Raw genomic sequence first — 25980 nt, 5'->3', positions numbered from 1 at the left:
ACGCTGGCCTGAAGGCCAAGGGCAAAGCGAGCAAGGTGGCGCTCGTGGCGGTCATGCGCAAAATGCTGGTGATCCTCAACGCCCGTAAGCGAGACGCCGAGGTGGCCCTCGGCTGCCCCTGACAAGACAGTTGCTACTGGGTCCAACCCCTGGATCTGGCATTACCCGCCGCTGAAGGTGTCGACCAGCAGCTTCACGTTCAACCCCACGATCACCAGCGCGATCACCCAGGCGATCGCGCCCAGCCAGCGCGGGGCTACCAACGCGCCCATCGTCACCTTGTCGGTCACGATCCGCACCAGTGGGATGATCGCGAACGGCAGCTGCATCGACAGCACCACCTGGCTCAGCACCAGCAGCTTTACCGCGCCCTGGTCGCCGAACAGCATGATCACCACCACCACCGGAATGATTGCCAGTGCGCGCGTGATCAGCCGCCGCAGCCACGGCGGCAGGCGCAGGTGCAGGAAACCTTCCATTACGATCTGGCCGGCCAGCGTGGCGGTCACTGTCGAATTCAGGCCCGAGGCCAGCAGGGCCACCGCGAACAACGTCGCCGCCGCGCCCACGCCCAGCATTGGCGCCAGCAGCTGGTGGGCCTGCTCGATGTCTTCCACGTCGAAACGGCCATTGGCATGGAACACCGCCGCCGCCAGGATCAGGATGCTGGCGTTGATGAACAGTGCCAGGGTCAGCGCAAGGGTGCTGTCGGTCACCGCCCAGCGCAGCGCGCTGCGACGGCCCTCATCGGTGCGCGGGTAGGCACGGGTCTGCACGATGGACGAATGCAGGTACAGGTTGTGCGGCATCACCGTGGCACCAATGATGCCGATCGCGATGTACAGCGCGTGCGGATCGGTCACCACCTGCGCGCGCGGAATGAAGCCGCCCAGCACTGCCATCACCGGCGGCGCAGCCATCGCGATCTGCACCACGAAGCAGGCGAAGATCACCATCAGCAGCGCGATCACGAAGGCCTCCAGCGCACGGAAGCCGCGGTTCATCAGCAGCAGTACCAGCAGCGTGTCCAGGGCGGTGATCACCGCGCCCCACAGCAGCGGCAGGTCGAACAGCAGCTTCAATGCGATCGCGGTGCCGATCACTTCGGCCAGGTCGCAGGCGATGATCGCCGCCTCGCACAGCGCCCACAGCGCCAGGTTCACCGGCTTCGGGTAACGCGCGCGGCAGGCCTGGGCCAGGTCCATGCCGGTGGCGATACCGAGCCGCGCAGACAGCGCCTGCAGGATCACCGCCATCAGGTTGGAAATGAGGATGACCGACAACAACAGGTAGCCGAAGCGCGAACCGCCGGCGAGGTCGGTGGCCCAGTTGCCCGGGTCCATGTAGCCGACCGAGATCATGTAGCCCGGGCCGAGGAAGGCCAGCAAGCGGAACCACCAGTGACCCTTGTCGGGCACCGCCACCGAGGCGTTGAGCGCACCCAGGCTGGCCGCAGTGGAGGCCGAAGGGTCGCGGGGTGCCAGGGTGTTCATGGGTCCGAATATAGCACCTGCTATAGTCATTAGCAATGTGAAACAATCGTCTTTATCGCGTTACTGGTCCAGAATTCAGGTTCAACACCGGATCACCCCGGAAGGACAGGCGCAGGCGTGGGCAAGACCGACGATTCGACATCGCTGAAAAGCACCCCCTTGATCGAGGCCGAGCGCCAGGTCGAGAGCTTCCGGCAAGTGCGCGAGGCGCACCGGATGGAGCTAGTGGAGGACTATGTCGAGCTGATTTCGGACCTGCTGGCCGACGGCGGCGAGGCCCGCCAGGTCGACATCGCCACCCGCCTGGGCGTGGCCCAGCCCACCGTGGCGAAGATGCTGCGGCGCCTGGCCCGTGATGGCTGGGTGGTACAGCGGCCGTACCGTGGCGTGTTCCTGACCCCGGAAGGCGAGGCGCTGGCCCACGCCAGCCGCCAGCGCCACCAGACCGTGGAGCGTTTCCTGCTGGCGCTGGGCGTGGACGCGGATACCGCGCGGCGCGATGCCGAGGGCATCGAGCACCATGTGAGCGAGCAGACGCTGGCGTTGTTTGAAGCGTTCGTGCGCAAGGCCGAGGGCGGGGCGCTGTAACGGTAGCGCCGGGCCATGCCCGGCGGCATTTCGCGCGACCCTACAATCCAGGCGGGCAGCGTGCCTGTTCCTGCGCGCACGCCCGTTTCGTCCATTCCTTCAGCACTGGCTGCAGGCCGTCGTAGCGTCGCCCTTGCCAGCCATTGGCCAGCACCGTGCCGTCGGCATCGATCAGTACCAGATTCGGCGGTGCCAGCCCAGCCAACGCCTGCAGTGCCGGCATGCGCGCGGTGCGGCGCGGGTCCAGCACCGGCCACGGCATGTCCTGCGCGTGCATGTAGCGGCGCAGCGCGGCCTCGCTCTCATCCAGGCTGACGTACACCACTTCGGTATCGGCGCCGGCCTCGCGCAACGCGTCGCGCACGCTGCGCAAGGTGGGTACAAAGGCATGGCACGGTGCACACCAGTCGGCACCAAAGTACAGCGCCACCAGCTTCGGCGGCGGCGTCCATTGCATCGGCCGCAGCGAGCGCTGTTCCGGCCGCATCAACGAGGCCGAAACCTGCGCGTGCAGGTCCGCAGCCATCGCCGGAGCGGCCAGCAGCACGGCACAGGCCAGCAGCAGCGCTCGCAGTGCTTCAGAACGCATAGCGCAGGTTGACGTACCACGAGCGCGCGAAGCGCGGCCCGTAGACATAGTCGCTGTCACGCAGCGCGCCCACTTCCAGATCCTTCTGGCGCTGATCGAACACGTTCTTGACGCCAGCGGCTACCGACACTTCCTGCTGCGCCTGCGCGCCCAGATGCCGGTGCCAGCGCGCCCCGAGATCGGTGACCAGGAACGAGCGCGTACGGTGCAGCTCGCCCAGCCGGTTGTTCAGCACCGACATCGGGCCGGTGTGGCGCAGCGCGACGAAGGTTTCCCACGGCTCGGCGGGCATCCAGCTGAGCTGGGCCAGGCCGGTCCAGCGCGGGGTCTTCAGGTAGTCGCGGCTTTCGATCACGGTGTCGCCTCCATCGCCGGTGTCGTCGAAGATGCGCTGTGGTTCGCGGAAGCGTGAGCGGTACCACGAGGCACCCGCGGTCAGGCGCCACTGCGGCGACGGCTGCCAGCCCAGGTTGGTTTCCGCGCCCAGCACGTTGGAGCCGGAAGCGTTGTAGCGCAGCTGGCTCAGCTGTCCGTCATCGCCACGCTGGATCTCGCCCAGCGCGAAGGTGTCGCGGATGCGTGCATAGGAGGCGGTGGCATCCCAGCTCCATACCGGATTGGCCGGGTCCGAGCGCCAGTCGAAGCCGAACAGGGTGGTCAACGCGCGCTCCTCCTTCAGGCCGTCGGTGTTGCGCACGCGCACCTGTTCGCCACCCAGCGTGTCGACATGCACGTCCTCGACGAAGATTTCCGGTGCACGGAAGCCGGTGGCGATGCCGGCACGCCACTTCAGGTTCGGCGTGGCCTGCCAGGCCAGCGCGATGCGCGGCGAGAACACCGCGCTGTCCAGCTCCGAGCTCTTGTCCACGCGTGCACCCAGCACCACGTCGACGTTGTCGCGCAGACTCCATTCGTCCTGGATGAAGGCGCCCAGGTTGTGGAAGGTGGCGTCTTCCAGCACCGCAAGGCGCTGGCCATCCCCGGTGCGGTTGTCGTCGCGCAGCGCCTCATGCTTGTACTGCACGCCGAAGGCCAGCGCGTGCGCGCCCAGCCGCCAGTTCAACTGGCTGTCGATGTAGTGCAGCGGGTTGTGGGTGCGGCCGTACTGGCGCCACGAACGCGAGGCCGCGCTGCCGGCCACGTTCGGGTCCAGCTGCGACGGGTCATAGCCCGGCGCGGACGGATCGGTAACGACGTCGCCCAGACCGCCATAGAAGCTGTCGCGGTCAATGTCGGCGAAGGCGTAGGCCAGGCGGAAATCGACGTCGGCATTGACTTCCTGGTCCCACGACACGCTGCCGCGGCGGTATTTCGTATCCAGCGATTCGGCGATGTTGGCCAGGTATTCCGGCTGGTCCAGGCGGTTGCCGCCACGCCGGGTTTCATCGGTCACCTGCAGGTCCAGGCGCAGCCGCGTTCCCGGCGTCGGTGCGTACCAGGCCTGCAGCCCGCCGACCTTGAGGTTCTTGCGGGTGATTTCGGTGTAGCCGTCACCGTTGTAGTCGATGCCGCTGTTCCAGTTGCGCTGGGCAATCACCGACAGGCCGGCGTCTGCTTCCTTGGCCACCAGGTCCAGCCGCACGTCGGCGTTCTTCTGCGGCGTGCCTTTCAGGACATCCACGCCGGCCTGCACATGGCCACCGCTGCGCGCCGGCAGCGGCGGAATCAGGTTGATCACACCGGCAACCGCACCCGGGCCGTACAGCGCCGAGCCACCGCCCTTGACCACTTCGATGCGGTCGACGAACCCGGCCGGGATCTGTTCCAGGCCGTACACGCTGCCCAGCGTGGACAGCAGCGGGATGCCATCGAACAGCAGCTGGTTGTAGGCACCGGGCAGGCCCAGCAGCTGTACTTCGCTGGTGTTGCAGTTCTGGCAGTTGCTTTCCACGCGCAGGCCGTTGATCAGCTCGGCGGCACGGGAGAAGTCGGTGGCCGCGCGCAACGCGATGTCTTCCTTGCGCAGCACTTCGGTGCGGATCGGGACATCGGACAGCAGGCGTTCGCTGCGGGTGGCGGTGCTGACCTTCACCTGCACGCGGTCCAGCTCGGTCGGCTTCGGTGTGGCGGCCAGTGCGGGCAGCGGCAGGGTCAGGGCGATGGCGGCGGCCAGGGGCAGCCGATGGAAGAGGGGTGTGGCAACGGGCATGAAGGCGTCGTCCTTGGGAGAGGAAAGGCGGCGAGGGCGACCTGGCTGACGCATATGAAAGCAGAGGGTTATAGATATAGCAACGGCTATATAAATAAGTCCGTGCAATCACGAAGCCGAAAGCGGGATCAGAACATCGCGGACGACGATGTTATAACATTACAAGTAAGCGCCAGAACCCTGCCGGATGTCATGCCCGGCAGGGTGCGAGGGGAGTTGAGGAACGCCGCCCCGGGCCTGGGCCCGGGGCGGCGTTGGCCTTACCAGGCGGCGCGCAGACCCACCTGAGCACCATGGTTGCGGTAGCCGCTGTCGCCGCGCTGCACACGCAGGTCACCCCATGCGCTCCAAAGCTGGCCCAGCTGCAGCTGGGCACCGGCCTGCACTTCGTAGCGGTTCTCCGGCGTCTTCGCGCTCAACGACTCACTGTTGAAGCGCATGGCCTCATCGCGCTGCCCGCGCAGCCAGTTCGCCGCCAGGAACGGCTGCACGCGGTTGCCCTGCAGCGTGCCCTGGCCAAACAGGCGTACGCCGAGGCGGCTGTTGAGGCCGCCGCCGCGACCGTCTTCGACCGTGGTGCCATTGTTTTCAACCAGACTGTCGCCGTCGTAGTCGGTCCAGGTCAGCTGCGCCTGCGGCTGCAGGTACAGCGTGCTGGCCTCACTGCTGCGGATGGCCCAGGCATAACCGGCTTCCAGCGATGCACTGCGGGTCCTGGAGTCGTAGGTTTCACGGGCGATGCCTTCGCCCTGCACTTCGTTGTCGAAGCGCGCCGCCTGCAGCCAGCCGTCCACATACAGGCCGGCACTGCTCTGTGCATCCTGCACCCAGCCCAGGTAGACACCGGCCGACTTGCCCTTGACCTTGCCGCGGGTGCCATAACCGCTCAGCGTCGACACCGCCTGTGTGGTCGCGTCGCCGGTGCCGAGCATCACGCCGACCTGGCCACGGCCATCGCCCCAGCGCCAGACATCGCTGCCCAGCTGCAGGGTGTTGATGTGGGTACGGGCATCGACCTGGCCGGCCACGTTGGCCTGCAGCTGGTCACGCCCGGCGCGCACCCAGGTGCCGATGCGGGCGCGGTCGAAACCGGGCTCGCCGCGGTCATGGCGGCGCAGCTGGAACATCTGCACGGCCGCGGCCTGATTGGCCAGGTACGCGCCCGGCTCCGGACGCAGCACGGGGACCGGATCGACGGGATTGACCGGGTCCACCGGATCGACCGGGTCCACAGGATCGACCGGATCCACCGGACCAGTGCCCTGGCACTCCGGCAGCGACGGATTGATATCGCACGGATTGCCGGTGTAGGCCGAGGTCAGGTACCAGTTGCCGTTGGTCGCGCCCGGAGTGCCCTTGCGCAGGAAATACTCGTACATGCCACCGATGGCGCGGCCCTGCAGCGCGAGGTGGCCATTGCTGGCACCGTCCACCTGCACCAGCGGAATACCGTTGACGGTCTGTGCGCCAGCACCGGCAATGTTGTTGACGGTGACCTGGGTGGTGCCGCTGGTATCGCCGGTGACATGCACGCGCGAGCTTGCTGCGTCGTCGCCGGCCAGCACGGTGTTGAAGTGCAGGGTGCCGCCATTGCCGCTGTAGTTGCCGTTGACGGTCAGCTGCGGATAGGCCGCAGTGCCCGCTGCACCGAGGAAGATGTTGCTGCCTGCACCCAGGGTGAGGTTGCCGGTGTTGCTGTCGCCGGACAGTGTCCAGCGGCCGCCCTGGTCGACGATGACGTCGGCCGGGCCGAGGATGCGGCCGGTGAGGTCGAGGCCGTCAAGCAGCCTGACCTTTGCGGTGGCGGTATCGGCAATGGTGATATCGCCCTTGAGTGTGGAGGTGCGGGCGGTGAAGTCGAGCAGGGCGTTGTCGCGCGCTTCGATCATTACGCCGTTGCCGCCCGTGAGCGTGGCGCCGTTCTGAGCGGTGATGCGTACGGTCTCGTCACCGCTACCGCGGGTGACGAGGATCGCACTCCCTGCGGTTCCGGCGACCGAGGATCCATCGATTGTCAGTCCCCACTCGCTGAAGTTCTCCGCAAATCTTGTATCACCGTTGTAATTGACGGAGATGCCGTTGGTATCCCCTTTGACGGACGTCCCGGCGTTGAGATTGACCGTGGCGCCGGTGACGAGAATTCGATTGTTGAACAGGGTGGCTTCGCTATCGAGGCGACCACCCGCCGATGCGGCGAAAGAGATGCCTCCGGATCCGGCAACGGTGCTTCGAATCAACGACACGTGAGAGCGTGGAAGCGCAGAAGCGCCCACAGTCGTGGACAGCGTGATACGGCCGTCAATATTCGAGTCCTGGATGACGGCGTTGCTGTTGACCAGGCTGTTTATGCCTCCGCCGGTGACCGTGGCGTCCTGCAGCGCGATGGAAGCAGGGGCGCTGCCCGCGTAGCGACCGGTGATCGTGGAAGTTCTGGCGTTCTGGACGATCAGCGCTCCACCATTGACGGAGAAGGCCTCACCTTCCAGCGTGCTGCCAGGCGTGACAGTTACTGTCTGCCCGGGGTTGACGGTTGCTGCGCCGGTTACGCCTGCGGCACTGAAGAGCAAGGAGGCGACTGCGGCCAGGCCAAGTCGTGAGCGCACCGGGGGAGTGGAAGCAAGCATCGGCGTGAACTGCATCATGCGCATGGGTGTTTCTCCTTGAAGCTCATTGGGGTGGGACCTGCATCCGCAGGGCCGGAGGCGGCACTGTGCGGATCGGGTCTTGCCTGGGCCATGCAATTAATCTGAAACGACTGCAGCGGCACTTGCCGGATTCAAACGTCGTTCAATAACTCACCAAACTGAATGGAGCGCGCGGTCTGAATAATTCAGCGTGCGTGAGAGCGCAGTGAATGGCGCGTGCAGGATGTCCAACCTGCGCATTTGCGACACAGATCTGTGATGGCGCCCGCAGTTCACCGGCACGGCGGTGCCGTGTGGGAGGCTGGAGTCGGGGTGTGCGGGGCAGGGCCCTTTCCTGCGGAAAGGGATCCGGCCCAGGGAGAGATTGATCAGCCGCGGCGGAACGCGGCGGGGGTGCGGGCGCCGACGATGATCATGCGGATCATCGTGGAGATCTGTTCGACCAGCTCCGGATCCTTCTCCGGCGGCAGGTCCATGGCGGTGGCGCCCATCGCGAACACCAGCCGGGTGATGGCCTTGGCCACCAGTTCCGGGGCATGCAGTACGGCGCCATCCAGTGCGGCCAGACGCACCAGGTCGTGCTGCAGCTCTTCCTCGAAGTAGTGCAGTTCGCGTTCGACCGCGTGCTTGAAGTCGTCCGAGCCGACCGCGCCTTCGCGCAGCAGCACGTGCAGCAGCTTGTCGTCGGCGCGCAGCTGCTCCATGAAGGTCTCCACGGAAACGCGCACCACGCTGGTGGCGGTGGAGGTGGCGCGCTGGCGGGCCTCGCCGATGATGGTGCGCAGCGAGCGGCCGGCGGCGTCGATCAGCGCCACGGCCAGTTCATCCATGTCGCGGAACTGACGGTAGAAGCTGTTCGGCGCGATGCCGGCCTCACGTGCCACTTCGCGCAGGCTGAGCGTCGACAGGCTGCGGTGCGGCCCGATCAGTTTCAGGGCGGCGGCCAGCAGATCCTCGCGGCTCACCGTACGGCGGGCCGGGCTGTTGGCATCTTCGGGCGTCGACAAGGCGGTGGCGGCGGCCATGGGGGTTCCGGTGGGGCGAGGCTGAATCATACCCAATCCGGTTCAATATACACATGTATACACAGGTGTATGTGCGCCCGTATAGTTCGCTCATGAGCGCTGTCGTCCGTCCGTCCCTGTTCTCTCCGTACCGCTGGGTCTCGCCGTCGCTGTTCGATTTCTGGGCGGGCCAGCTCAATCCCCTGTGGACCCTGCGTGAGCCGGTGGCCAGCCTGGTCCGGCGTGAGCCGGCCGGCGAGGGCGCGGCGACCCTGATCCTGCGCACCAACCGGCACTGGGCCGGCATGCGTGCCGGCCAGCACGTCACCCTCGGCGTCGAGATTGAAGGACGCCTGTGGCAGCGCAGCTACAGCCCCACCGCGCTGGGTCGGCGCGAGCTGGCGATCACCGTCAAGGCGATCGACGGCGGCCGGGTCAGCCAGCATCTGGTCAACCACGCGCAGCCGGGCGAACTGTTCCGCCTCGATGCCGCCTTCGGCGAGTTCCATATGCCGGCCGCGGCGCCGGTGCTGCTGCTGGCGGCTGGCAGTGGCATCACGCCGATGCGCAGCCTGTTGCGCGACGCCTGCCAGCGCCCGCCGGCAGCGCCGGTGGACCTGTTCTACTGGGAGCGCACCGCCGCCCATCTGCAGTTCCGTGATGAACTGCAGGCGCTGGCCGCGGCCCATCCGAACCTGCGCGTGCACCTGCTGACCACCCGCGAGGGTGAGGCGCCGGCCGCGCGAATCGATACCCATGATCTGCAGGTGGCCGGCGATGACACGCCGCTGGCGCAGCGCCATGTGCTGGCCTGCGGCCCGGACGGCTTCGTTGCTGCCGCGCGTGAGCGCCTGGCGCACCAGGTGGCTGGCTTCCAGGCCGAAGCCTTCACCCCGCCGGCGCCGCTGCGCGATGCCAGCAGCGAAGGCGAGGTGTCGCTGACGCTCGCGCGCAGTGGCCGCCAGCTGAGCGTGCCGCGTGGCCGCTCGCTGCTGGAAAGCCTGGAAGCCCATGGCATCAAGCCCAAGCATGGTTGCCGCATGGGCATCTGCAATACCTGCACCTGTGATCGCGTCAGTGGCGCCACCCGCCATCTGCGCACTGGCGACCTGCAGTCCGAATCGGCACAGCCGGTGCGGATCTGCGTGAGCGCACCGACCACCGACCTGACTTTGGATCTCTGAGGACGCCTGCCATGACCCGCGCTACCGACCGTGCCCTGAGTACTGCCGAGATGCATGCCTTCGGTGAGGAACTCGACGCGATCCGCGACCGTGTGATCGGCAGCCTCGGCGCCTCCGACACCCGCTATATCCGCCGCGTTGCCGCCGCCGTGCGCTGGTTCGGCGTGGGCGGCCGTGGCCTGCTGTTCCTGGCGGCGTTCTCGCCACTGTTCTGGATGCCGCTGCTGTGGCCGGCTGCGATCACCGGCACGCTGCTGCTGGCGCTGTCAAAGATCCTGGAGAACATGGAGCTGGGCCACAACGTCATGCACGGCCAGTTCGACTGGACCGGCGACCCCAAGCTCAACGGCAACACCTATGAGTGGGACATCGTTGCCACCGCCGACAACTGGCGCAAGACCCACAATTTCCGCCACCACACCTACACCAACGTGCGTGGCATGGACGATGACATCGGCTACGGCCTGCTACGCATCTTCCCGGAACAGCGCTGGAAGCCGTTCTACCTGCTGCAGCCGATCATCGCACCGATCTTCGCGCTGCTGTTCCAGTGGGGCGTGGCCGCGCAGGACCTGCGCCTGGGCCGTTGGCTGAAGGGCCGCATCAGCGGCCGTGCGATGTGGATGCAGACCCGCCCGGTGGCGCGGAAAATGGCCCGCCAGGTGCTGAAGGACTACGTGTTCTTCCCGCTGTTGGCCGGCCCGTTCTTCCTCACCGTGATGCTGGGCAACCTGGTCGCCAACGGCCTGCGCAACATCTGGACCTACGTGATCATCTTCTGCGGCCACTTCACAGCCGAATCGGAAACCTTCCCGAAGGAATGCCTGCGCAATGAATCGCGCGGCCACTGGTACCTGCGCCAGCTGCGGGGTTCGTCCAACATCAGCGGCGGCTTCCTGATCAACGTGCTGTCGGGCAACCTCAGCCACCAGATCGAGCACCACTTCTACCCGGACCTGCCGGCCAACCGCTATGCGGCCATCGCCAAGGAAGTGAAGGACATCTGCCGCCGCTACGGCCAGCACTACAACAACGGCTCGCTGCCGCGCCAGTTCGGCCAGGTGGTCTGGCGCATCCTGCGTCACGCGTTCCCGAGCAAGCCGCGCCGCCTGCCGATGTCGGACATCATGTCCGCACCGGCATCGGCCAACGCGGGCTGATCGACTCAGCCCGCTTTCGCCAGGTCCGCCTGCTCGCGGTCCAGGCGTCGCAGGAACACCTGCATTTCCTTGCGTGCCTGCTGGTCGCCCTTGCTGCCGGCCACGCTCAGGCCGCGTTGCCATGCTTCGCGCGCCGCCTGCGGCTGGCCACTGGCCAGCCAGGCCTTGCCCAGGAGCTTCCAGGCCGCCGAGTACTGCGGATCAAGCACCACGCAACGGCCCAGATGGGTGGCCGCGCGCACCGGGTTGCCGGCATCCAGCCAGCCCTTGCCCAGGCCGAAGCGCAGCAGCGCGCCGTCCTTGCCGGCGGCAAGCATGCATTCCAGAGCTTCAATGTTCATCAGCGCACCTCCACCAGCAGCTCGGCTGGGCCGGGCTGGAAGCGGCCGCGATGGAACAGCAGCGGCGCGCCGCCGTTCTCGTGCACTTCGATGATGCGGCCGGCCAGCAGCAGGTGATCACCCACCGGCCACTGTGCGTGGCGGGTACAGGTGAGATGGGCGACCGCACCGGCGATGCGCGGTGGGGCGTCCTCATCGTCATCCAGCAATGCCAGGCCGTCGAAGCGGTTGCGTACCTGCGGATCGGCAAAGCGCCGGGCCAGCGCTTCCTGGTCGGCCGCCAGCACGCTGATCGCAAAGCGGGTGGCGCGCTGGAAGGTGGACAGGCTCTGCGCGTGCAATGCCAGGTTCCACAGCACCAGCGGCGGCTGCAATGACACCGGCACGAACGAATTGATGGTCAGGCCGATGGGCTTGCCCTGCGCATCGCGTGCGCAGACGATGGCCACGCCGGTAGGAAAGTGGCCGAGCAGCCGCCGCAGTGCGCGCGGCGGCATCTCGACCGACGGCACCGGGGCCGGGGCGGGGAACACCCCCGCCCACGGCCCGGCGTACGGCAGTGTCTCGCCGCTCATGAGGCCCTGGCCTGGCGGTAGCGCCGGCCGACCTCGGCCCAGTTGATGATGTTGAAGAACGCACCGATGTAGTCCGGGCGACGGTTCTGGTAGTGCAGGTAGTAGGCGTGTTCCCAGACATCCAGTGCGAGGATCGGGGTGTTGCCCGACAGGCCCACGGCTGCACCCATCAACGGGCTGTCCTGGTTGGCGCTGCTTTCCACCTGCAGGCGGCCATCGCGATCGCTGGTCAGCCAGGCCCAGCCGCTGCCGAAGCGGGTCTGCGCCGCCTTGGTGAAGGCGTCCTTGAAGGCATCGAAGCCGCCAAGATCGCGGTCGATGGCGGCGGCCAGCTCACCATCGGGTGCACCACCGTGGGTGCTGAGTACGGTCCAGAACAGGCTGTGGTTGGCGTGGCCACCGCCGTTGTTGCGGACCGCGCCACGCTGGGCCTCGGGCACGGCATCCAGGTTGGCGATCAGCGCCTCGACCGGCTGCTCGGCGATGCCGGACTGCTCGATGGCGGCGTTGAGATTGTTGACGTAGGTCTGGTGGTGCTTGCTGTGGTGGATCTCCATCGTGCGCGCATCGAAATGCGGCTCGAGGGCGTCGTAGGCGTAGGGGAGCGGGGGAAGCGAGTACGACATCGAAGCAATCTCCGTGGGGAAGGCCAGAGGGCTGGCCGTGGGGAGATCGTTATCGCACCTCAACATTGGTTGAGGTCAAGGGGAAGGATTGAAATGCGTGAAAGGGAGCAGGAGCGGCATGGTAGTGCCGGGCGCTGGCCGGCAATCAGCGAAGGTCGGGTTGCCGGCCAGCGGCCGGCACTACCAGAACCCGCTTTTCGAACCTCACCGGCGCGCTGACGTGCCCGCTGCCAGCGTTTTCATCAACTCAACTCAACCAGTCCTTGCACGCACCATCCACCTGGTCACCGCATACCTGCTGCATCCGCTGCTGCAGCCGCGCCAGTGTCTCCGCACCCTGGTGCTTGCCACTCCACGTCTTCAACTGCCCGGCCAGCCGCTCGAAGCGCTGGCGGGTGCGCTGGTGGTAGCCCGACGGCTGCGCTTCCAGTTCGGCGATCAGCGAGGTGGTGGCCTGCTCGATGCGTGGTGCATCGTCCGGCGCCAGCTTCAGCAGGCCCTCCACGTACAGCACGCCCCATTGCACGCGGGTGGCCGGGCCCTGGGCACCGTCGTAGGCACGCTTCAGCCACTCCAGCGCACCGGCGGTGTCGCCGCGCTGCTCGGCCAGTTCGGCCAGCTCGGGCATGTAGTAGTAGGGCTGTTCGCTGCGCTTCAGCTCGGCCAGCAACAGCGCCTCGGCACCCGCGTCGTCGCCGACCTCACGCAGGGCATAGACCGCGCTGCTGATTGTGGCCTGGCGCGCATGCGCATCGGTGGCGGCGGCATCGGCAGCGGCCACGCGCTGCTTGACCCGCTCAACCAGGGCCGCGGGCAGTGCGCCCTTCGGCTGCTGCTGGCGGGCCAGCGATACTTCGGTCAGCGCACGCGACAACGCGTCGTCCGCGCGATCACCGCGCTCGGCGTCCGCGCGCTCCAGTGCGACCAGCAGCTGCTGTCCCAGCGTGTTGCTGGTGGCTGGCCCAGCGCTGGCCTGCTTGACCAGCTGCACGCCTGCATAGCCCAGCAACTCACGGTTGCGGCGTACTTCTGCCGGTTGCGCCAGCACTGCCTGCAGCAGCTCGCGTACTTCGGTGGGCGAGGCAGCGGGTTTTTCGGCCGTTGCCAAGGCAAGCAGAGCGAAGCGGCGCTGCAGGGCGGCATCCGGTGCGGCCTTGGACAACTGGCGCAGTACGTCCTGGCTCCTGCGCTCGCCGGCCAGGCGGTTTGCGTCCACTTCCCAGCCGTAGTCGCCCAGTACCTGCCAGTCTTCGGTGGCCAGTCGGTCCGGCGTTGCCAACGCGGTGGCCAGGGTGGCGGCAACAGCACTGCGGCGGCCTGCGGCAACGGTCAGTGCCCGGGTCAGTTCGGCGGCGTCATTGCCGCCGGCCACGCGGGTGATTTCGTTGCGCTGTGGGTCCAGCACGATCAGGGTCGGATAGCCGCGTACGCCGAAGCGCTCGCCCCAGGCCTGCGCACCTTCCTCGTCGCCATCCAGATAGACGGGAACGAATTTGCTGGTCAGCGCGATGAAGGCCGGGTCCTTGAACAGGCCCGCCTTGAGCTGGTTGCACGGAGGGCACCAGACCGCGCCCCAGTACAGCAGCACCGGCTTGCCGCTGTCGGCGGCTTCGGCGAAGGCATCGTCCACATCGCCCTGGCGCCAGGCAATGGCGGACGCCGGCGCGGGTGCCTCGGCGGAGTTGGCGGTGGAAACCGGGGCCGGGGTGCAGGCGCTCAGCGCCGAAGCCAGCAGCAACACGGAAAGCGCGACGCGCATCGGCAGCATCTCGAAGGGCAGGGTGACAGGCCATTGTAGGAACCGCCGGGGAGCCCGCTGATTCAGTTTGCTTATGACGGGCGTGCTGCAGGGCATGACGCCCACCGGGCATTGCCGGGCAACGCCGGGCGGATGCCTTCAGGCCGCTGCCCGCACCATCTGCTGATACACCAACCCATTGAACTCGCCGACGTCACCGTCCAGCGCAAAGCCATAGCGCAGGTAGGTCGGTACTGCATTGAGCGAGGCGCGCACGGTCATGACCGGCTCGCGCACCTGTGGAACCACCGCCTCGAACAAGGCATAGCCGATGCCCTGGCCCTGGCAGGCGGGATCGACGAACAGCATCGCAAGGTGCCGGCCCTCCTTCAGTTCGATCACGCCGACGACACGGCCGTCCTGCTCGGCCACCAGGATGTGGCTGTCACCGTGCAGGCGCGCGCCGAATGCTTCGGCAGCGGCGACACTGCCGAAGGTGGCGATGCCGGCCGCGCTGAGCGAAGGCGCGACCGCCGCAGTGAACGCGGCCAGGCACACCGCGCTGATCGCAGGCAGGTCATCGACGTGGGCAGGGCGGATCGTCGGCATGCAGTGTTCTTCCGGTAGTGGGCGGCGCGTCATCGTTGCCGCAGGCCTGCACGCTAAGCTGGCGGCATGAGTGAGTTCAATCCTGCTTACGCTGCCTTGTTTCCGCAACAGGGCCTGAGCCTGGGCCTGATGACGCCTGTCGCCGCGCATGGACTGGCCGATCCGAATGAGGCGCGGCGCATTGCGCGACTGGCCGATGATCTGGGCTTTGCCGCATTGTGGACGCGTGATGTACCACTGATGGTGCCGCAGGGTCCGGACGCGACAGCAAGCGCGCTGGATGACCCGTTCCTGTGGCTGGGCATGCTGGCTGCCGCGACCGGACGCATCGTGGTCGGCAGCGCGGCCATCGTGCTGCCATTGCGGCAGCCGCTGCAGGTGGCGAAGTCGGCCTTGAGCCTGGACCGGATCAGCGGCGGACGGTTCGTGCTGGGCCTGGGTTCGGGGGACCGCCCCGAAGAGTTCGCCGCATTCGGCGAGGATCTGGAGGGCAGGGCGGCGACCTTCCGTGCGCGCTGGACGTTGCTGCGCGCGGCGCTGTCACCGGAGGCCGATGAGCGGACCGCCGTACTGCAGGCGACGGGTGGCTTCGACGTGCTGCCGGCGCCGGCAACCCGCATCCCGATGCTGGTGGTGGGTACCGCGCGGCAGAGCCTGCAGTGGATCGCGCGCGAGGCCGAAGGCTGGGCCACCTATCACCGCGAGGAGGCCGCGCAGGAAGGGCGCATCGGCCTGTGGCAGCAGGCGCTGGTGCAGCGTGGTGGGCCAGCCAAGCCGTTCGTGCAGTCGATGCTGCTGGACCTGCAGGCCGATCCGCAGGCGCCAGCCGAGCCGCTGCCGCTGGGCCTGAAGGTCGGCCGCGATGGCCTGCGTGACTACCTGCTGCGCGTGCGTGCGCAGGGCGTGGCGCACGTGATGTTCAACCTGGTCGACAACGGGCGGCCGATGGACGCGATGCTGCGTGAGATCGGGGAGCACGTTCTGCCACACACGCTCCGGTAGCTGTCCACCTCGGTGGGCACGCTCCAGCAGTCGAGCACGGCTCGACTCTACATGGGGTTCGCATCTGCGTATCATTCGCATTTGATACCCCGATGCTGGAGCCCCGCGTGACCCAACGTTCCCCCATGCACCCGACCGGACGTCTGTTCGCCGCGGTCGCTTTCATCGAGGCCGTGACCTGGGCCGGCCTGCTCATCGGCATGTGGATGAAGTACGGCCCGATGGCCAACGTGGCGCTGGTGAAGCTGTTCGGGCCGCTGCACGGCGTGGCCTTCCTGGTCTATGTGGCAGTCACCCTGTTCGCGGCGGTGCGCCTGCGCTGGCCGTGGTGGGCCAGTGCGCTGGCGCTGCTGGCAGCCATCCCGCCGCTGGTGACGCTGCCGCTGGAGTGGTGGTTCAAGCGCCGTGGCTTGCTCGGCCTGCATGCAATGCGCTGAACCCACTGTTGCGCGCCCATTCAAGAGAATGGGTATCAAATGCAAATACGAGCCGTTATCATTTAAGGGCGGCGTCCGGTCCTGAGCAGGGCCGGTGCCGGGCGGGGTGCGCAGGCGTGCCCGGCCATCCTTTCCTGTTACGGCTGGTGTTCCATGCACGCACGTCCCGTCGTTCCCGGCTTGCCGGCGCTGGTGTTGGCTGCCCTGATCGGCACCATGGCGATGATGTCCTTCGTCGCCGTGATCGGCCCGGTGGTCCGCATGCTCGGCTTGTCCGAGTGGCATGCCGGCCTGTCGGTCACCGCCGCAGGCGTGTTGTGGATGCTGGCCGCGCGCCCCTGGGGCCAGCTCAGCGACCGCATTGGGCGCAAGCGCGTGCTGATCCTGGCGATGAGTGCCTATACGGCGGTCTACATCGCACTGGCGGTGTTCATCGACGTCGCCCTGCAGGCGGTGCCGCCGGTACTGGTGTCGGTGCTGGTGCTGGTGGGCGCGCGCGGCTTGATCGGGCTGTTCTACGCGGCCGTGCCGCCCACGGCCGCTGCGCTGATTGCCGACAAGGCACCGACCGGGCAGCGCGCCAGTTTCCTAGCCCGGCTGGGCAGTGCCAACGCGCTGGGCATGGTACTGGGTCCGGCCGCTGCCGGCTGGCTGGCCTATACCAATCTTTCGCTGGCGCTGTACGTGGCCGCGTTGCTGCCGTTGCTGGCACTGGCATTGCTGGCCTGGCGGCTGCCGGCTACACCACCGGTGGTGGGCGCGTCCGCACAGCGCCGCACGCCGATGAGCCGTCTCGACGCGCGCCTGCGCCTGCCGCAGCTGGCAGCGTTCATCGCGATGGTCTCGGTGACCATCGCGCAGGTCACGGTCGGCTTCTTCGCGATTGATCGCCTGGGCCTGGATGCGGCGGCCGGTGCACGCATGGCCGGCATCGCACTTACCGCCGTTGGTGTCGGCCTGATCCTGGCGCAGGCGCTGGTGATGAAGCTGGAGGTGCATCCACGCCGTTGGATCGCCCTTGGCGCCCTGATTTCCGGCATTGGCTTTGCTTCGGTGGCGGGCGTGCAGCAGGGCTGGCAGTTGCCGGCGGCGTACGCGCTGGCTGCGTTTGGCATGGGCTTCGTATTCCCCTCGTTCCAGGCGCTGGCCGCCGATGCGGTGGAGGCGCACGAGCAGGGCGCCGCCGCCGGCACCGTCGCTGCCGCGCAGGGGCTGGGCATGGTGGCCGGGCCGATGCTCGGCACGCTGTTGTATCGCGGCGGGCCGAGCCTGCCTTACCTGCTGGTCGGTGCGCTGCTGCTGTTGCTGTGCGCGCTGGCTGCAGCGCATCGGACGAAGGAGACCCCATGAACGATTCCCTGATGCAGGGCGCGTGGCCGGAGGCTGCGTCAGCGTCACTGGACAGCACCGACGACGCGTCGCTGTTCCTGCTGCAGCATGCCGGCCAGCACGTGCATGCACGCGGCTGCCGCGCCACGCTGCCGGCCGGTGCACTGGCGACGTTGGCAGAACGCGTCTCGGCGTTCTTTGCCCGGCAGCGTGGCGGCCCGGGCCTGCTGGTTGGCGCAGTGCCGTTCGAACCGCGTGCGGACGATGCGCTATTCCAGCCCGAGCGCCTGCTGCCGGCGCTGGCACTGCAGCCGCAGGCCGCACCGCCGCTGGACGGTTCCCTGAAGGCCGAGCCTGCGCCGCAGGACTATGCGTCAGCGGTTGCCGCGGCGGTGCAGGTACTGCGCGCGCCCGAACTGAACCTGCAGAAGGTGGTGCTGGCGCGCAGCCTGCTGGCACGCACCCGCCAGGCGCTGTCTCCGGACGTGCTGCTGGCACGCCTGGGCGCAGATCCGTCGGTGGCGACCTACGCGGTGCCGTTGCCGGTGGAGCTGGGCCAGGCACCGGCCTGGCTGGTGGGGGCGACGCCGGAACTGCTGCTGCGCAAGCGCGGCGCCGAGCTGTTGTCGCATCCGCTGGCCGGTTCCGCGCGGCGCAGCGCCGATGCCGCCGAGGACGAGCGTGCGGCGCAGGCGCTGCTGGCCTCGGCCAAGGACCACGACGAGCACCGCCACGTGGTCGAAGCCATCGTCGAGGGCTTGGCACCGTACTGCAGCCACATCGATGCGCAGCCGCGCCCGGTGCTGCATGCCACCGCCAGTATGTGGCACCTGGGCACCCGCATCCACGCCACCCTGAAGGATCCGCAGGCGTCTGCCGCCGAACTGCTGGCGCAGCTGCACCCCACGCCGGCAGTCTGCGGTACGCCACGGTTGGCGGCGCTGCAGCGCATCCGCGAGCTGGAACCGGTGCCGCGCGGCTTCTACGCCGGTGCCGTGGGCTGGTTGGACGCGCAGGGTGACGGCGACTGGTACGTGGCGATCCGCTGCGCGCGCCTGCAGGGCACGCAGCTGCGCCTGTATGCCGGTGCCGGCATCGTCGCCGAGTCACACCCCGAGGCCGAGGTGGCCGAAACCGCAGCGAAGTTCGCTGCCCTGTTGAACGCGCTGGGTGTCCATGAATCCGCGCCCGCCATCGAGCCTGCCGCATGAGTACCTCCACTGACTCTTCCCGCCTGCCGCTGCAGCAGGTGTGGCCCGACACGCTGGTGGCGCGCTATCGCGACGCCGGTCACTGGCGTGGCGAGACCTTCCCGGGTTTCCTGCGCGAGCGTGCAGAACGCTATGCCGATGACATCGCGGTGGTCGCCGGCGACGTACGCCTGAGCTATGCGCAGCTGTGGCATGAGGCAGGCCGCATCGGTGCGGGCCTGCTGGCGCTCGGCCTGCAGCCTGGCGAACGGGTGCTGGTGCAGCTGGGCAATACCGCCGGGTTCATCACCACCGTCTGCGGCCTGTTCCGCGCCGGCCTGGTGCCGGTGTATGCGTTGCCGGCGCACCGCATCACCGAGCTGGTCCACTTCGCCAACAAGGCGGAAGCCAGTGCCTACATCACCACCACACTGCACGATGGCTTCGATCATCGCGGGTTGGCAAGGGCGCTGCAGGCCGAAGTGCCGGCGGTTCGCCATGTGGTGATCGACGGCGATGCGGCGGAGTTCATCGCGCTGGAGGCACTGCAGGGCGATCGCAGCCAGCTGCCGTCCGATCCGGACCCGCAGTCGGTGGCGTTCCTGCAGATATCCGGAGGCAGCACCGGGCTGTCCAAGCTGATTCCGCGTACCCACGACGACTACATCTACTCGTTCCGCGCCAGCAATGACCTCTGCGGCATCGACCGCGACAGCGTCTATCTGGTCGCGCTGCCGGCCGCACACAATTTCCCGATGAGCTCGCCCGGTTTCTTCGGCGCGCTGTATGCCGGTGCCCGCGTGGTGCTCAGTCCCGGCCCCGGTCCGGATGCGGCTTTCCCGCTGATCGCCCGCGAGCAGGTGACCTGCTGTGGGCTGGTGCCGCCGCTGGCGCTGCTGTGGGCGCAGGCGGCCGCCACCAGCAGGCATGACCTGTCCAGCCTGCAGGTACTGCAGGTGGGCGGCGCCAAACTGGTGCCGGAAGCCGCACGACGGGTGATCGACGGCCTTGGCTGCACGCTGCAACAGGTGTTCGGCATGGCCGAAGGCCTGGTCAACTACACGCGGCTGGATGATCCTGAGGAACTGATCGTGGCCTGCCAGGGCCGGCCGATCAGCCCGGATGACGAAGTGCGCGTGGTCGATGACCATGACCAGCCGGTAGCCGAAGGCGAGGTGGGGCATCTGCTCACCCGTGGCCCGTACACCATCCGCGGCTACCACAACGACGCGGTGGCCAATGCACGCTCGTTCACCGACGACGGCTTCTATCGCACCGGCGACCGTGTGCAGCAGCTGCCCGGAGGCTACCTGGTGGTGCAGGGACGTGCGGGTGACCACATCAACCGAGCCGGCGAGAAGATCTCCGCCGAAGAGATTGAAGATCATCTGCTGGCCCACCCCGGCGTGTTCGACGCCGCCGTGGTCTCCATTCCCGATGAGTATCTGGGTGAGCGCAGCTGCGCCTTCGTGATTCCGCAGGGCGAACCGTTCAAGGCGCCGGCTCTGAAATCCTGGATGCGCGGGCGCGGCCTGGCGGCGTTCAAGGTGCCGGACCAGATCGTGTTCGTCGACAGCTTCGATACCACCGCGGTTGGCAAGATCAGCCGCCGCGAACTGCGCGCGCAGCTGCGTGCGCGTCATCTGCAACAGACAGGAGGAACGCGCTGATGGCGCTGCCCCGTATCACCGATTACCCCTTGCCGACCGCCGCTGAACTCCCGCAGGCGCGTGGCCCGTGGCGCCCCCAGCGCGATCGCATTGCGCTGCTGGTGCACGACATGCAACGTTACTTCCTGGCCGCATTCGACGCTGGCAACGCGCCGCTGCGGCCGGCCGTGGACAACATCGCACGCTTGTTGGCGCATTGCCGCGCGCACGGCATTCCGGTGTTCTACACCGCCCAGCATGGCGACCAGGATCGCCGTGACCGTGGCCTGCAGGCCGACCTGTGGGGGCCGGGCATGCGCCGCAGCGCCGATCACGAACCGATCATCGAGGCGCTGGCACCCCAGCCGGGCGAGCACGTGCTGGTGAAGCACCGCTACAGCGCGTTCCAGCGCAGCAACCTGGAGACGCTGATGCGGGTACGTGGGCGGGACCAGCTGCTGGTGACCGGCGTGTACGCCCATATCGGCTGCACCGCGACCGTGGTCGAAGCCTTCCAGCGTGATATCGAGGCCTTCATCGCCGCCGATGCGGTGGCGGACTTCTCGCGCGCCGACCACGATCAGGCGCTGCACTGGATTGCGCGCACCTGTGGTGTGCCGATGACCACCGACCAGCTGCTGGAGGTGCTGTGATGGCAGCCACCGGTGAGGTGCTGGATCTGGAGCGGATGCGTGCCGATGTGGCGCGCGTGCTGGAGTGCACGCCGGCCGAGATCGGTGACGACGACAACCTGATCGACCTGGATCTGGATTCGATGCGCATGCTCGGCCTGGTCCTGGCCTGGGGCAACACCGGCCTGCCGCTGGAGTTCTCGCAGTTGGCCGAATACACCACGCTGCGCCAGTGGTGGAACGTGGTGCAGACGCTGCAGGCCGCGCAGAACGCATGAACGCCGTCGCGCTGGCCACGCCGGTGGCATTGACCGAGGCCCAGGCTGGACTGTGGTTCGCACAGCGGCTGGCAGCGGACAACCCGTCATTCAATACCGCGCACGCGGTGTGGATCGACGGCCCGCTGGACGTGACCGCGTTCGTCGCAGCGGCAGACCAGGCTGCGGGCGAGGCCGAGGCCTTTGCACTGCGCTTTGCCGAAGGGGCCGATGGCCAGCCGCTGCAGTGGCATGACCCGGCACACGTGCCGCTGCTTTCGGTGCGTGATGTTTCCGCCGAGGCGGACGCTGCTGCTGCGGCACGCAGCCTGATGCACGCCGACCGGATGAGCCCGGTCGACCCCACCCGCGACCGGATCAGCCAGCAGGTGCTGCTTGAGCTGGGCGGGCAGCGCTGGGTCTGGTACCTGCGGGTGCATCATCTGGCCGCCGATGGCTACGGCATGGCGCTGTTCACTGATCGCGTGTGCGCGTTGTATGCCGGCCGCATGGGTGAGCCACTGCCCGGACTGGCGGGCGTGCTGGCCGATGATGCCGCCTATCGTGCCGACCCGCGCCGCACGCAGGCCGGGCAATGTTGGCGCGAGCACATGCAGGGCGCACCGGCGGGCGTCGGTCTGGCCGGTACGCTCCCAGCCAGTGAGGACGCGCTGCGCTGGGTGCAGCCGCTCGATACGGCCTTCCGTGAGCAGTTGTTGCAGGCGTCGGTACGTTGGTTGCAGCCCTGGCCGGACGTGCTGGCCGCGTTGTCGGCCGAGTACCTGCGGCGGATGAGCACGGCCGATGAAGTGGTGCTGGGCCTGCCCTACATGGGGCGGCTCGGCAACGCGTCGGCGCGGGTACCGGCGATGGTGATGAATGTGTTGCCGCTGCGCGTGGCGGCCGGTGAGGGCAGCGTCGAGGCCTTTACCCGCGGCCTGGGGCGGCAGCTCAGCCAGGGCCGCAAGCATGGCCGCTACCGCGGCGAGCAGCTGCGCCGGGACCTGGGCCTGGTCGGCGCGCAACAGCGCCTGCACGGTCCGCTGGTGAATGTGCAGCCGTTCTACAAGCCGCTGGCGCTGACTGGCGTGCAGGCGACGCTGGAGGTGCTGTGCACCGGGCCGGTGGATGACCTGACGCTGGGCTTCCGTGGCGATGGCCAGCGTCTGCTGGATCTGGAGATCGAGGCCAATCCTGCGCTGTACAGTCGCGAGGATGTCGAGGCGCACGCGGCGCGGCTGCTGCATTTCGTGTCCGCGGCACTGCAGGCTGACGATATCGCAGCCGTACCTCTGGCGACGCCCGAGGAGGCGCAGCAGGTGCTGCAGGGCTTCAATGCCACCGCGCACGCGCTGCCGGAGACGACCCTGGTCGAGCTGTTGCAGCAGGGCATGGATCGGGATCCGCACGCGCCGGCACTGGTGTTCGGCGACACTACGCTGGACTACGCAACGCTGGAAGCGCGCAGTTTCGCGCTGGCGGCACAGCTGCGGGCGATGGATGTCGGCCCGGGCCGCGTGGTGGCGGTGGCATTGCCGCGCTCGCTGGAGCTGGTGATCGCGCTGGTCGCAGTGCTGCGCGCAGGCGCGGCCTATCTTCCGCTGGACCTTGCCCATCCCGATGAGCGGCTGGCGCGCATTCTCGCCTCGGCACAGCCTGTCTGCGTCCTGGCTGCGGCGGACGTATCGGCGCGCATGGCCGGTGTGCCGGTGCTTGCGCCGGAGCAGTGGACTGCGCTGAGTTTCGCCGCGCCATGGGCCGATCCTGCGCCCAGCGATGCGGCTTATGTGATCTATACCTCCGGTTCGACCGGCGAGCCGAAGGGCGTGGTCGTCGAACATCGTGCCATCGTCAACCGCCTGCTGTGGATGCGCGAGCACTACGGCATCCGCGCCGATGACCGCGTGCTGCAGAAGACCCCGGCAACCTTCGATGTCTCGGTCTGGGAGTTCTTCCTGCCGCTGCTGTGTGGAGCCACGCTGGTGGTCGCCGGGCCGGACGCGCATCGTGATCCTACCGAACTGGCGCGCTTGATCCGTGGGCATGGCATCACCACGGCGCATTTCGTGCCGTCGATGCTCGATGCCTTCCTCGCCTCACCAGCCTCCGAGGGCCTGCAGCTGCGCCGCGTGTTCACCAGTGGCGAAGCGCTGGACGCATCGCTGCGCGATCGTTTCCACACGCGCGTGCACGCAGAGCTGCACAACCTGTATGGCCCGACCGAAGCTGCGGTGGATGTCAGCTACTGGCCGGCGTCGGCGCAGGATCGCTCGCGGCCGGTGCCGATCGGGTTCCCGGTCTGGAACACCCGCCTGTACGTGCTGGACGCCCGGATGCAGCCGGTGCCGGTCGGTGTGGCCGGTGACCTGTACCTGGGTGGCGTACAACTGGCACGTGGCTATCTGGGTCGCGATGACCTGACTACCGAACGCTTCCTGGCCGATCCTTTCCTGGCGGCCGAGCGCATCTACCGCACCGGCGACGTGGCGCGCTGGCGCCGCGATGGTGCGGTGGAGTATCTGGGCCGCAGCGACCATCAGGTGAAACTGCGCGGCCTGCGCATCGAGCTGGGCGAGATCGAGGCGGCACTGCGCGAGCTGCCTGGCATGGAGCGGGTGGAAGTGCTGCTGCGCCAGGATGCTCCCGGCGAAGCGCGTCTGGTGGCGTATGTGCCGACCGCGCTTGCCGATGCCGTGATGCTGCGCAGCCACCTGGCCACGCGCGTGCCGGACTATATGGTGCCCTCGGCGTTTGTCGGCGTGGACCACTGGCCGGTGACCGCCAACGGCAAGCTCGACCGCAACGCGTTGCCGAAGCCACCGCAACTTGAAGTTGCCGGCTTGGCGCCGCGCACGCCATTGGAACAGGAGTTGGCGTTGCTGTTCGCCCAGGCGCTTGGGCGTGAGGCCCCGGTGGCGGTGGATGCGGACTTCTTCAGTCTCGGCGGTGACTCGCTTTCGGCGGTGCACCTGCTGCTGGCCATCGAGCAGCGCTGGCGCTGTGATCTGGGTCTGGGTGCCTTGTTCGCGCAGCCCACCGTGGCCGCGCTGGCGGTTCGTATTGCCGAGCCGCCGGCGCTGGCCGATCACGCACTGGGGCCAGTGATCGCGCTGGCCGCGACCGACGCTGCCGGGCCCACGCCGCTGTTCGTGCTGCATCCGGCCGGTGGCATCGCCTGGAACTACCGCACCCTGGCCCGTGCACTGCAGCCGGCACGCCCGGTGTATGGCCTGCAGTCGCCGGCACTGGACGCGCGGCAGCCGCTGCCGAGCAGCATCGAGGCGATGGCCAACGACTACGTACAGCGCGTGGTCGCACTGCAGCCGAAGGGGCCGGTGCATCTGCTGGGCTGGTCGGTGGGCGGCATCCTGGCCCAGGCGATGGCGGTGCGCCTGCATGAGATCGGCCGCGAGGTCGGCGAGCTGGTACTGCTGGACGCTTATCCCAGCGAGTGCTGGCGGGCCGAGCCGGAACCCGATGCCATCGCTGCATTGCGGGCACTGCTGGCGATTGCCGGCCACGATCCGGATGCGCATCCGGAGCTGGACAGCCGTGAACGCATTCTGGCGTTCCTGCGACGTGGTGGCAGTGCACTCGGCAGCCTGCCGGATGTGGTGCTCGATGGCGTGGTGCGCGCAGTGACCGGCACCAATCGACTGATCCGCGAGCACATCCACCAACCGTTCGACGGCACGCTGGTGCACGTCCGCGCGGGCCGGGATCACCAGGCGCGGCCACAGCTGCAGTCGGCGTTGTGGCGGACCCACGCGCGCAAGGTGCAGGCGCTGGAACTGCCGTTCCTACACGCCGAACTTACCGGCCGCGATGCGGTGGCGCAGCTGGCGCCATGGTTGTCGGCGCGGCTGCGCCAATGGGACGAGCAACAGGAGATCGCAACATGCAGTTGACCGGTTTTGAAGGCCGCGTGGCATTGGTGACCGGTGCCTCCGGCGGCATCGGCGAGGCACTGGTACGGCTGTTGGTCGAGGCCGGCTGCACGGTGGTGGCGACCGATCGTGAGGCGCCACACGTGGCCGATACGCGGGTCAGGTCGTTCGCACTCGACGTGACCGACAGCGCAGCGGTGGACGCCCTGGTGGATCGTGTGGAAGCCGGCATCGGGCCCATTGGCCTTGCCTCCAACGTGGCGGGTGTTCTGCATGTGGGAGCTGTTGCGGAGACCACCGATACCGATTGGCGCCGGGTGTTCGCGGTCAACGCCGATGGCGTGTTCCACGTTGGGCGTGCGCTGGCGCGGGTGATGTCACCGCGTGGCCAGGGCGCGATCGTCACCGTCAGCTCGAATGCGGCCGGTGTGCCGCGGCATGGCATGGCGGCGTATGCCGCGTCCAAGGCCGCCGCCACCATGTTCACCCGCTGCCTCGGGCTGGAGCTGGCGCCGCTGGGCATCCGCTGCAACATCGTCGCCCCGGGGTCCACGTTGACCCCGATGCAGACCGGCATGTGGCAGGACGAGCGCGGTGCCGAGCGGGTAATCGCCGGCAGCCTGGAGACCTACAAGGCCGGCATTCCACTGCGCAAGCTGGCCACCCCCGAGGACATTGCGCACTCAGTGATGTTCCTGCTCTCGGAACAGGCCGGGCACGTGGCGATGAGCGACCTGTACGTGGACGGCGGCGCCACCCTGCGCGCCTGAGCCCCGACCGCCGCCTGCCGGCAATGGTAGTGCCGGCCGCTGGCCGGCAACCTCATTCAACTTCAGACATCTCCCAACCTCCATCGAGGCATGGCCCGACAGCCAACGCCCAATGATCGACCCACC

General features: G+C 67.9%; 22 protein-coding genes and 1 pseudogene. 13 read left to right on the top strand and 10 right to left on the bottom strand.

All coding sequences use genetic code 11. The features are described from left to right. Positions 1-122, top strand: a pseudogene (locus tag AC5P7E_RS08075) (IS110 family transposase); the annotation flags it as partial. A 39-nt stretch (positions 123-161) separates the two neighbouring features. Here the strand turns inward: AC5P7E_RS08075 and AC5P7E_RS08070 are convergent. Then, positions 162-1493 (bottom strand): Nramp family divalent metal transporter, encoded by a 1332-nt coding sequence (locus AC5P7E_RS08070; RefSeq protein WP_099484264.1) that lies wholly within the window; start codon positions 1491-1493, stop codon positions 162-164. Positions 1494-1610: 117 nt separating this feature from the next. Here AC5P7E_RS08070 and mntR point away from each other — a divergent pair, with 117 nt between their 5' ends. After that, positions 1611-2081 carry a manganese-binding transcriptional regulator MntR gene (gene mntR, locus AC5P7E_RS08065; protein ID WP_005409965.1) on the top strand — a complete coding sequence of 157 codons (471 nt, stop codon included), beginning with the start codon at positions 1611-1613 and terminating at the stop codon, positions 2079-2081. A gap of 40 nt (positions 2082-2121) precedes the next feature. On the opposite strand, the gene AC5P7E_RS08060 is transcribed toward mntR, so the two are convergent. From AC5P7E_RS08060 to fabR, 4 genes are all read right to left on the bottom strand, one after another. Then, a complete protein-coding gene (locus AC5P7E_RS08060; RefSeq protein ID WP_099484263.1) occupies positions 2122-2670 on the bottom strand; it encodes a thioredoxin-like domain-containing protein in 549 nt (182 codons plus the stop codon). Then, complete coding sequence (locus AC5P7E_RS08055) at positions 2660-4819, bottom strand: TonB-dependent receptor plug domain-containing protein (RefSeq protein ID WP_099484262.1); 2160 nt, start codon at positions 4817-4819, stop codon at positions 2660-2662. Before AC5P7E_RS08055 ends, AC5P7E_RS08060 begins: the two co-directional genes overlap by 11 nt. A 260-nt stretch (positions 4820-5079) precedes the next feature. Continuing rightward, positions 5080-7467: an autotransporter family protein gene (locus AC5P7E_RS08050; RefSeq protein WP_114618310.1), complete on the bottom strand. Its 2388-nt coding sequence runs from the start codon at positions 7465-7467 to the stop codon at positions 5080-5082. 365 nt (positions 7468-7832) lie between these two features. Next, a complete protein-coding gene (fabR, locus tag AC5P7E_RS08045; RefSeq protein ID WP_005409961.1) occupies positions 7833-8489 on the bottom strand; it encodes an HTH-type transcriptional repressor FabR in 657 nt (218 codons plus the stop codon). A gap of 92 nt (positions 8490-8581) precedes the next feature. Between fabR and AC5P7E_RS08040 the strand changes: the two genes are divergently transcribed. Together AC5P7E_RS08040 and AC5P7E_RS08035 are read left to right on the top strand one after the other, a co-directional pair. Then, positions 8582-9652: a ferredoxin reductase gene (locus AC5P7E_RS08040; RefSeq protein WP_197590817.1), complete on the top strand. Its 1071-nt coding sequence runs from the start codon at positions 8582-8584 to the stop codon at positions 9650-9652. 11 nt (positions 9653-9663) lie between these two features. Next, positions 9664-10812 carry a fatty acid desaturase family protein gene (locus tag AC5P7E_RS08035; protein ID WP_024957648.1) on the top strand — a complete coding sequence of 383 codons (1149 nt, stop codon included), beginning with the start codon at positions 9664-9666 and terminating at the stop codon, positions 10810-10812. 5 nt (positions 10813-10817) lie between these two features. Here the strand turns inward: AC5P7E_RS08035 and AC5P7E_RS08030 are convergent, their stop codons facing one another. From AC5P7E_RS08030 to AC5P7E_RS08010, 5 genes are all read right to left on the bottom strand, one after another. Further along, positions 10818-11153, bottom strand: a complete 336-nt coding sequence (locus tag AC5P7E_RS08030; protein ID WP_005409958.1) for a tetratricopeptide repeat protein — start codon at positions 11151-11153, stop codon at positions 10818-10820. Further along, a complete protein-coding gene (locus AC5P7E_RS08025) occupies positions 11153-11728 on the bottom strand; it encodes a flavin reductase family protein (protein ID WP_033833194.1) in 576 nt (191 codons plus the stop codon). Before AC5P7E_RS08025 ends, AC5P7E_RS08030 begins: the two co-directional genes overlap by 1 nt. Continuing rightward, positions 11725-12354: a superoxide dismutase gene (locus AC5P7E_RS08020; protein ID WP_049470596.1), complete on the bottom strand. Its 630-nt coding sequence runs from the start codon at positions 12352-12354 to the stop codon at positions 11725-11727. Before AC5P7E_RS08020 ends, AC5P7E_RS08025 begins: the two co-directional genes overlap by 4 nt. A gap of 247 nt (positions 12355-12601) precedes the next feature. Further along, a complete protein-coding gene (locus AC5P7E_RS08015; protein ID WP_114618312.1) occupies positions 12602-14122 on the bottom strand; it encodes a thioredoxin family protein in 1521 nt (506 codons plus the stop codon). A gap of 129 nt (positions 14123-14251) precedes the next feature. Further along, the gene (locus AC5P7E_RS08010; RefSeq protein ID WP_062606207.1) at positions 14252-14701 is read right to left on the bottom strand and encodes a GNAT family N-acetyltransferase; all 450 of its coding nucleotides are present in this window, start codon (positions 14699-14701) and stop codon (positions 14252-14254) included. A gap of 66 nt (positions 14702-14767) precedes the next feature. Here AC5P7E_RS08010 and AC5P7E_RS08005 point away from each other — a divergent pair, with 66 nt between their 5' ends. From AC5P7E_RS08005 to AC5P7E_RS07965, 9 genes are all read left to right on the top strand, one after another. Beyond that, positions 14768-15703, top strand: coding sequence for a TIGR03571 family LLM class oxidoreductase (locus AC5P7E_RS08005; RefSeq protein WP_062606206.1), 936 nt, complete (start codon positions 14768-14770; stop codon positions 15701-15703). Between the two features lie 125 nt (positions 15704-15828). Next, positions 15829-16140 (top strand): DUF3817 domain-containing protein, encoded by a 312-nt coding sequence (locus AC5P7E_RS08000; protein WP_005413704.1) that lies wholly within the window; start codon positions 15829-15831, stop codon positions 16138-16140. Positions 16141-16293: 153 nt separating this feature from the next. Further along, the gene (locus AC5P7E_RS07995; protein WP_111117586.1) at positions 16294-17490 is read left to right on the top strand and encodes an MFS transporter; all 1197 of its coding nucleotides are present in this window, start codon (positions 16294-16296) and stop codon (positions 17488-17490) included. Then, positions 17487-18680 (top strand): isochorismate synthase, encoded by a 1194-nt coding sequence (locus tag AC5P7E_RS07990; RefSeq protein ID WP_111117585.1) that lies wholly within the window; start codon positions 17487-17489, stop codon positions 18678-18680. Before AC5P7E_RS07995 ends, AC5P7E_RS07990 begins: the two co-directional genes overlap by 4 nt. Further along, a complete protein-coding gene (locus AC5P7E_RS07985) occupies positions 18677-20329 on the top strand; it encodes a (2,3-dihydroxybenzoyl)adenylate synthase (RefSeq protein ID WP_114618313.1) in 1653 nt (550 codons plus the stop codon). The genes AC5P7E_RS07990 and AC5P7E_RS07985 overlap by 4 nt, the downstream gene beginning before the upstream one ends. Continuing rightward, a complete protein-coding gene (locus AC5P7E_RS07980) occupies positions 20329-20961 on the top strand; it encodes an isochorismatase family protein (RefSeq protein ID WP_099527625.1) in 633 nt (210 codons plus the stop codon). Before AC5P7E_RS07985 ends, AC5P7E_RS07980 begins: the two co-directional genes overlap by 1 nt. Then, entirely contained in the window at positions 20961-21218 is a 258-nt protein-coding gene (locus tag AC5P7E_RS07975) for a phosphopantetheine-binding protein (protein WP_111189327.1), read from the top strand. Before AC5P7E_RS07980 ends, AC5P7E_RS07975 begins: the two co-directional genes overlap by 1 nt. Next, a complete protein-coding gene (locus AC5P7E_RS07970) occupies positions 21215-25105 on the top strand; it encodes an enterobactin synthase subunit F (protein WP_114618314.1) in 3891 nt (1296 codons plus the stop codon). Before AC5P7E_RS07975 ends, AC5P7E_RS07970 begins: the two co-directional genes overlap by 4 nt. Continuing rightward, a complete protein-coding gene (locus AC5P7E_RS07965; protein WP_114618315.1) occupies positions 25096-25854 on the top strand; it encodes a 2,3-dihydro-2,3-dihydroxybenzoate dehydrogenase in 759 nt (252 codons plus the stop codon). The genes AC5P7E_RS07970 and AC5P7E_RS07965 overlap by 10 nt, the downstream gene beginning before the upstream one ends. Positions 25855-25980: the final 126 nt, after the last annotated feature.

The organism is Stenotrophomonas sp. YJH_SMC_25 (assembly GCF_059369595.1).
Note: the sequence above shows the minus strand (reverse complement) of the source record. Positions and strands in the feature narration are given on the sequence as shown.

Bases quoted from the DNA above. Each gene is read 5' to 3' on its own strand.
- AC5P7E_RS08070 (WP_099484264.1), bottom strand. From the start codon at position 1,493: ATGAACACCCTGGCACCCCGCGACCCTTCGGCCTCCACTGCGGCCAGC.
- AC5P7E_RS08060 (WP_099484263.1), bottom strand. From the start codon at position 2,670: ATGCGTTCTGAAGCACTGCGAGCGCTGCTGCTGGCCTGTGCCGTGCTG.
- AC5P7E_RS08055 (WP_099484262.1), bottom strand. From the start codon at position 4,819: ATGCCCGTTGCCACACCCCTCTTCCATCGGCTGCCCCTGGCCGCCGCC.
- AC5P7E_RS08050 (WP_114618310.1), bottom strand. From the start codon at position 7,467: ATGCGCATGATGCAGTTCACGCCGATGCTTGCTTCCACTCCCCCGGTG.
- fabR (WP_005409961.1), bottom strand. From the start codon at position 8,489: ATGGCCGCCGCCACCGCCTTGTCGACGCCCGAAGATGCCAACAGCCCG.
- AC5P7E_RS08040 (WP_197590817.1), top strand. From the start codon at position 8,582: ATGAGCGCTGTCGTCCGTCCGTCCCTGTTCTCTCCGTACCGCTGGGTC.
- AC5P7E_RS08035 (WP_024957648.1), top strand. From the start codon at position 9,664: ATGACCCGCGCTACCGACCGTGCCCTGAGTACTGCCGAGATGCATGCC.
- AC5P7E_RS08030 (WP_005409958.1), bottom strand. From the start codon at position 11,153: ATGAACATTGAAGCTCTGGAATGCATGCTTGCCGCCGGCAAGGACGGC.
- AC5P7E_RS08025 (WP_033833194.1), bottom strand. From the start codon at position 11,728: ATGAGCGGCGAGACACTGCCGTACGCCGGGCCGTGGGCGGGGGTGTTC.
- AC5P7E_RS08020 (WP_049470596.1), bottom strand. From the start codon at position 12,354: ATGTCGTACTCGCTTCCCCCGCTCCCCTACGCCTACGACGCCCTCGAG.
- AC5P7E_RS08015 (WP_114618312.1), bottom strand. From the start codon at position 14,122: ATGCTGCCGATGCGCGTCGCGCTTTCCGTGTTGCTGCTGGCTTCGGCG.
- AC5P7E_RS08010 (WP_062606207.1), bottom strand. From the start codon at position 14,701: ATGCCGACGATCCGCCCTGCCCACGTCGATGACCTGCCTGCGATCAGC.
- AC5P7E_RS08005 (WP_062606206.1), top strand. From the start codon at position 14,768: ATGAGTGAGTTCAATCCTGCTTACGCTGCCTTGTTTCCGCAACAGGGC.
- AC5P7E_RS08000 (WP_005413704.1), top strand. From the start codon at position 15,829: ATGCACCCGACCGGACGTCTGTTCGCCGCGGTCGCTTTCATCGAGGCC.
- AC5P7E_RS07995 (WP_111117586.1), top strand. From the start codon at position 16,294: ATGCACGCACGTCCCGTCGTTCCCGGCTTGCCGGCGCTGGTGTTGGCT.
- AC5P7E_RS07990 (WP_111117585.1), top strand. From the start codon at position 17,487: ATGAACGATTCCCTGATGCAGGGCGCGTGGCCGGAGGCTGCGTCAGCG.
- AC5P7E_RS07985 (WP_114618313.1), top strand. From the start codon at position 18,677: ATGAGTACCTCCACTGACTCTTCCCGCCTGCCGCTGCAGCAGGTGTGG.
- AC5P7E_RS07980 (WP_099527625.1), top strand. From the start codon at position 20,329: ATGGCGCTGCCCCGTATCACCGATTACCCCTTGCCGACCGCCGCTGAA.
- AC5P7E_RS07975 (WP_111189327.1), top strand. From the start codon at position 20,961: ATGGCAGCCACCGGTGAGGTGCTGGATCTGGAGCGGATGCGTGCCGAT.
- AC5P7E_RS07970 (WP_114618314.1), top strand. From the start codon at position 21,215: ATGAACGCCGTCGCGCTGGCCACGCCGGTGGCATTGACCGAGGCCCAG.
- AC5P7E_RS07965 (WP_114618315.1), top strand. From the start codon at position 25,096: ATGCAGTTGACCGGTTTTGAAGGCCGCGTGGCATTGGTGACCGGTGCC.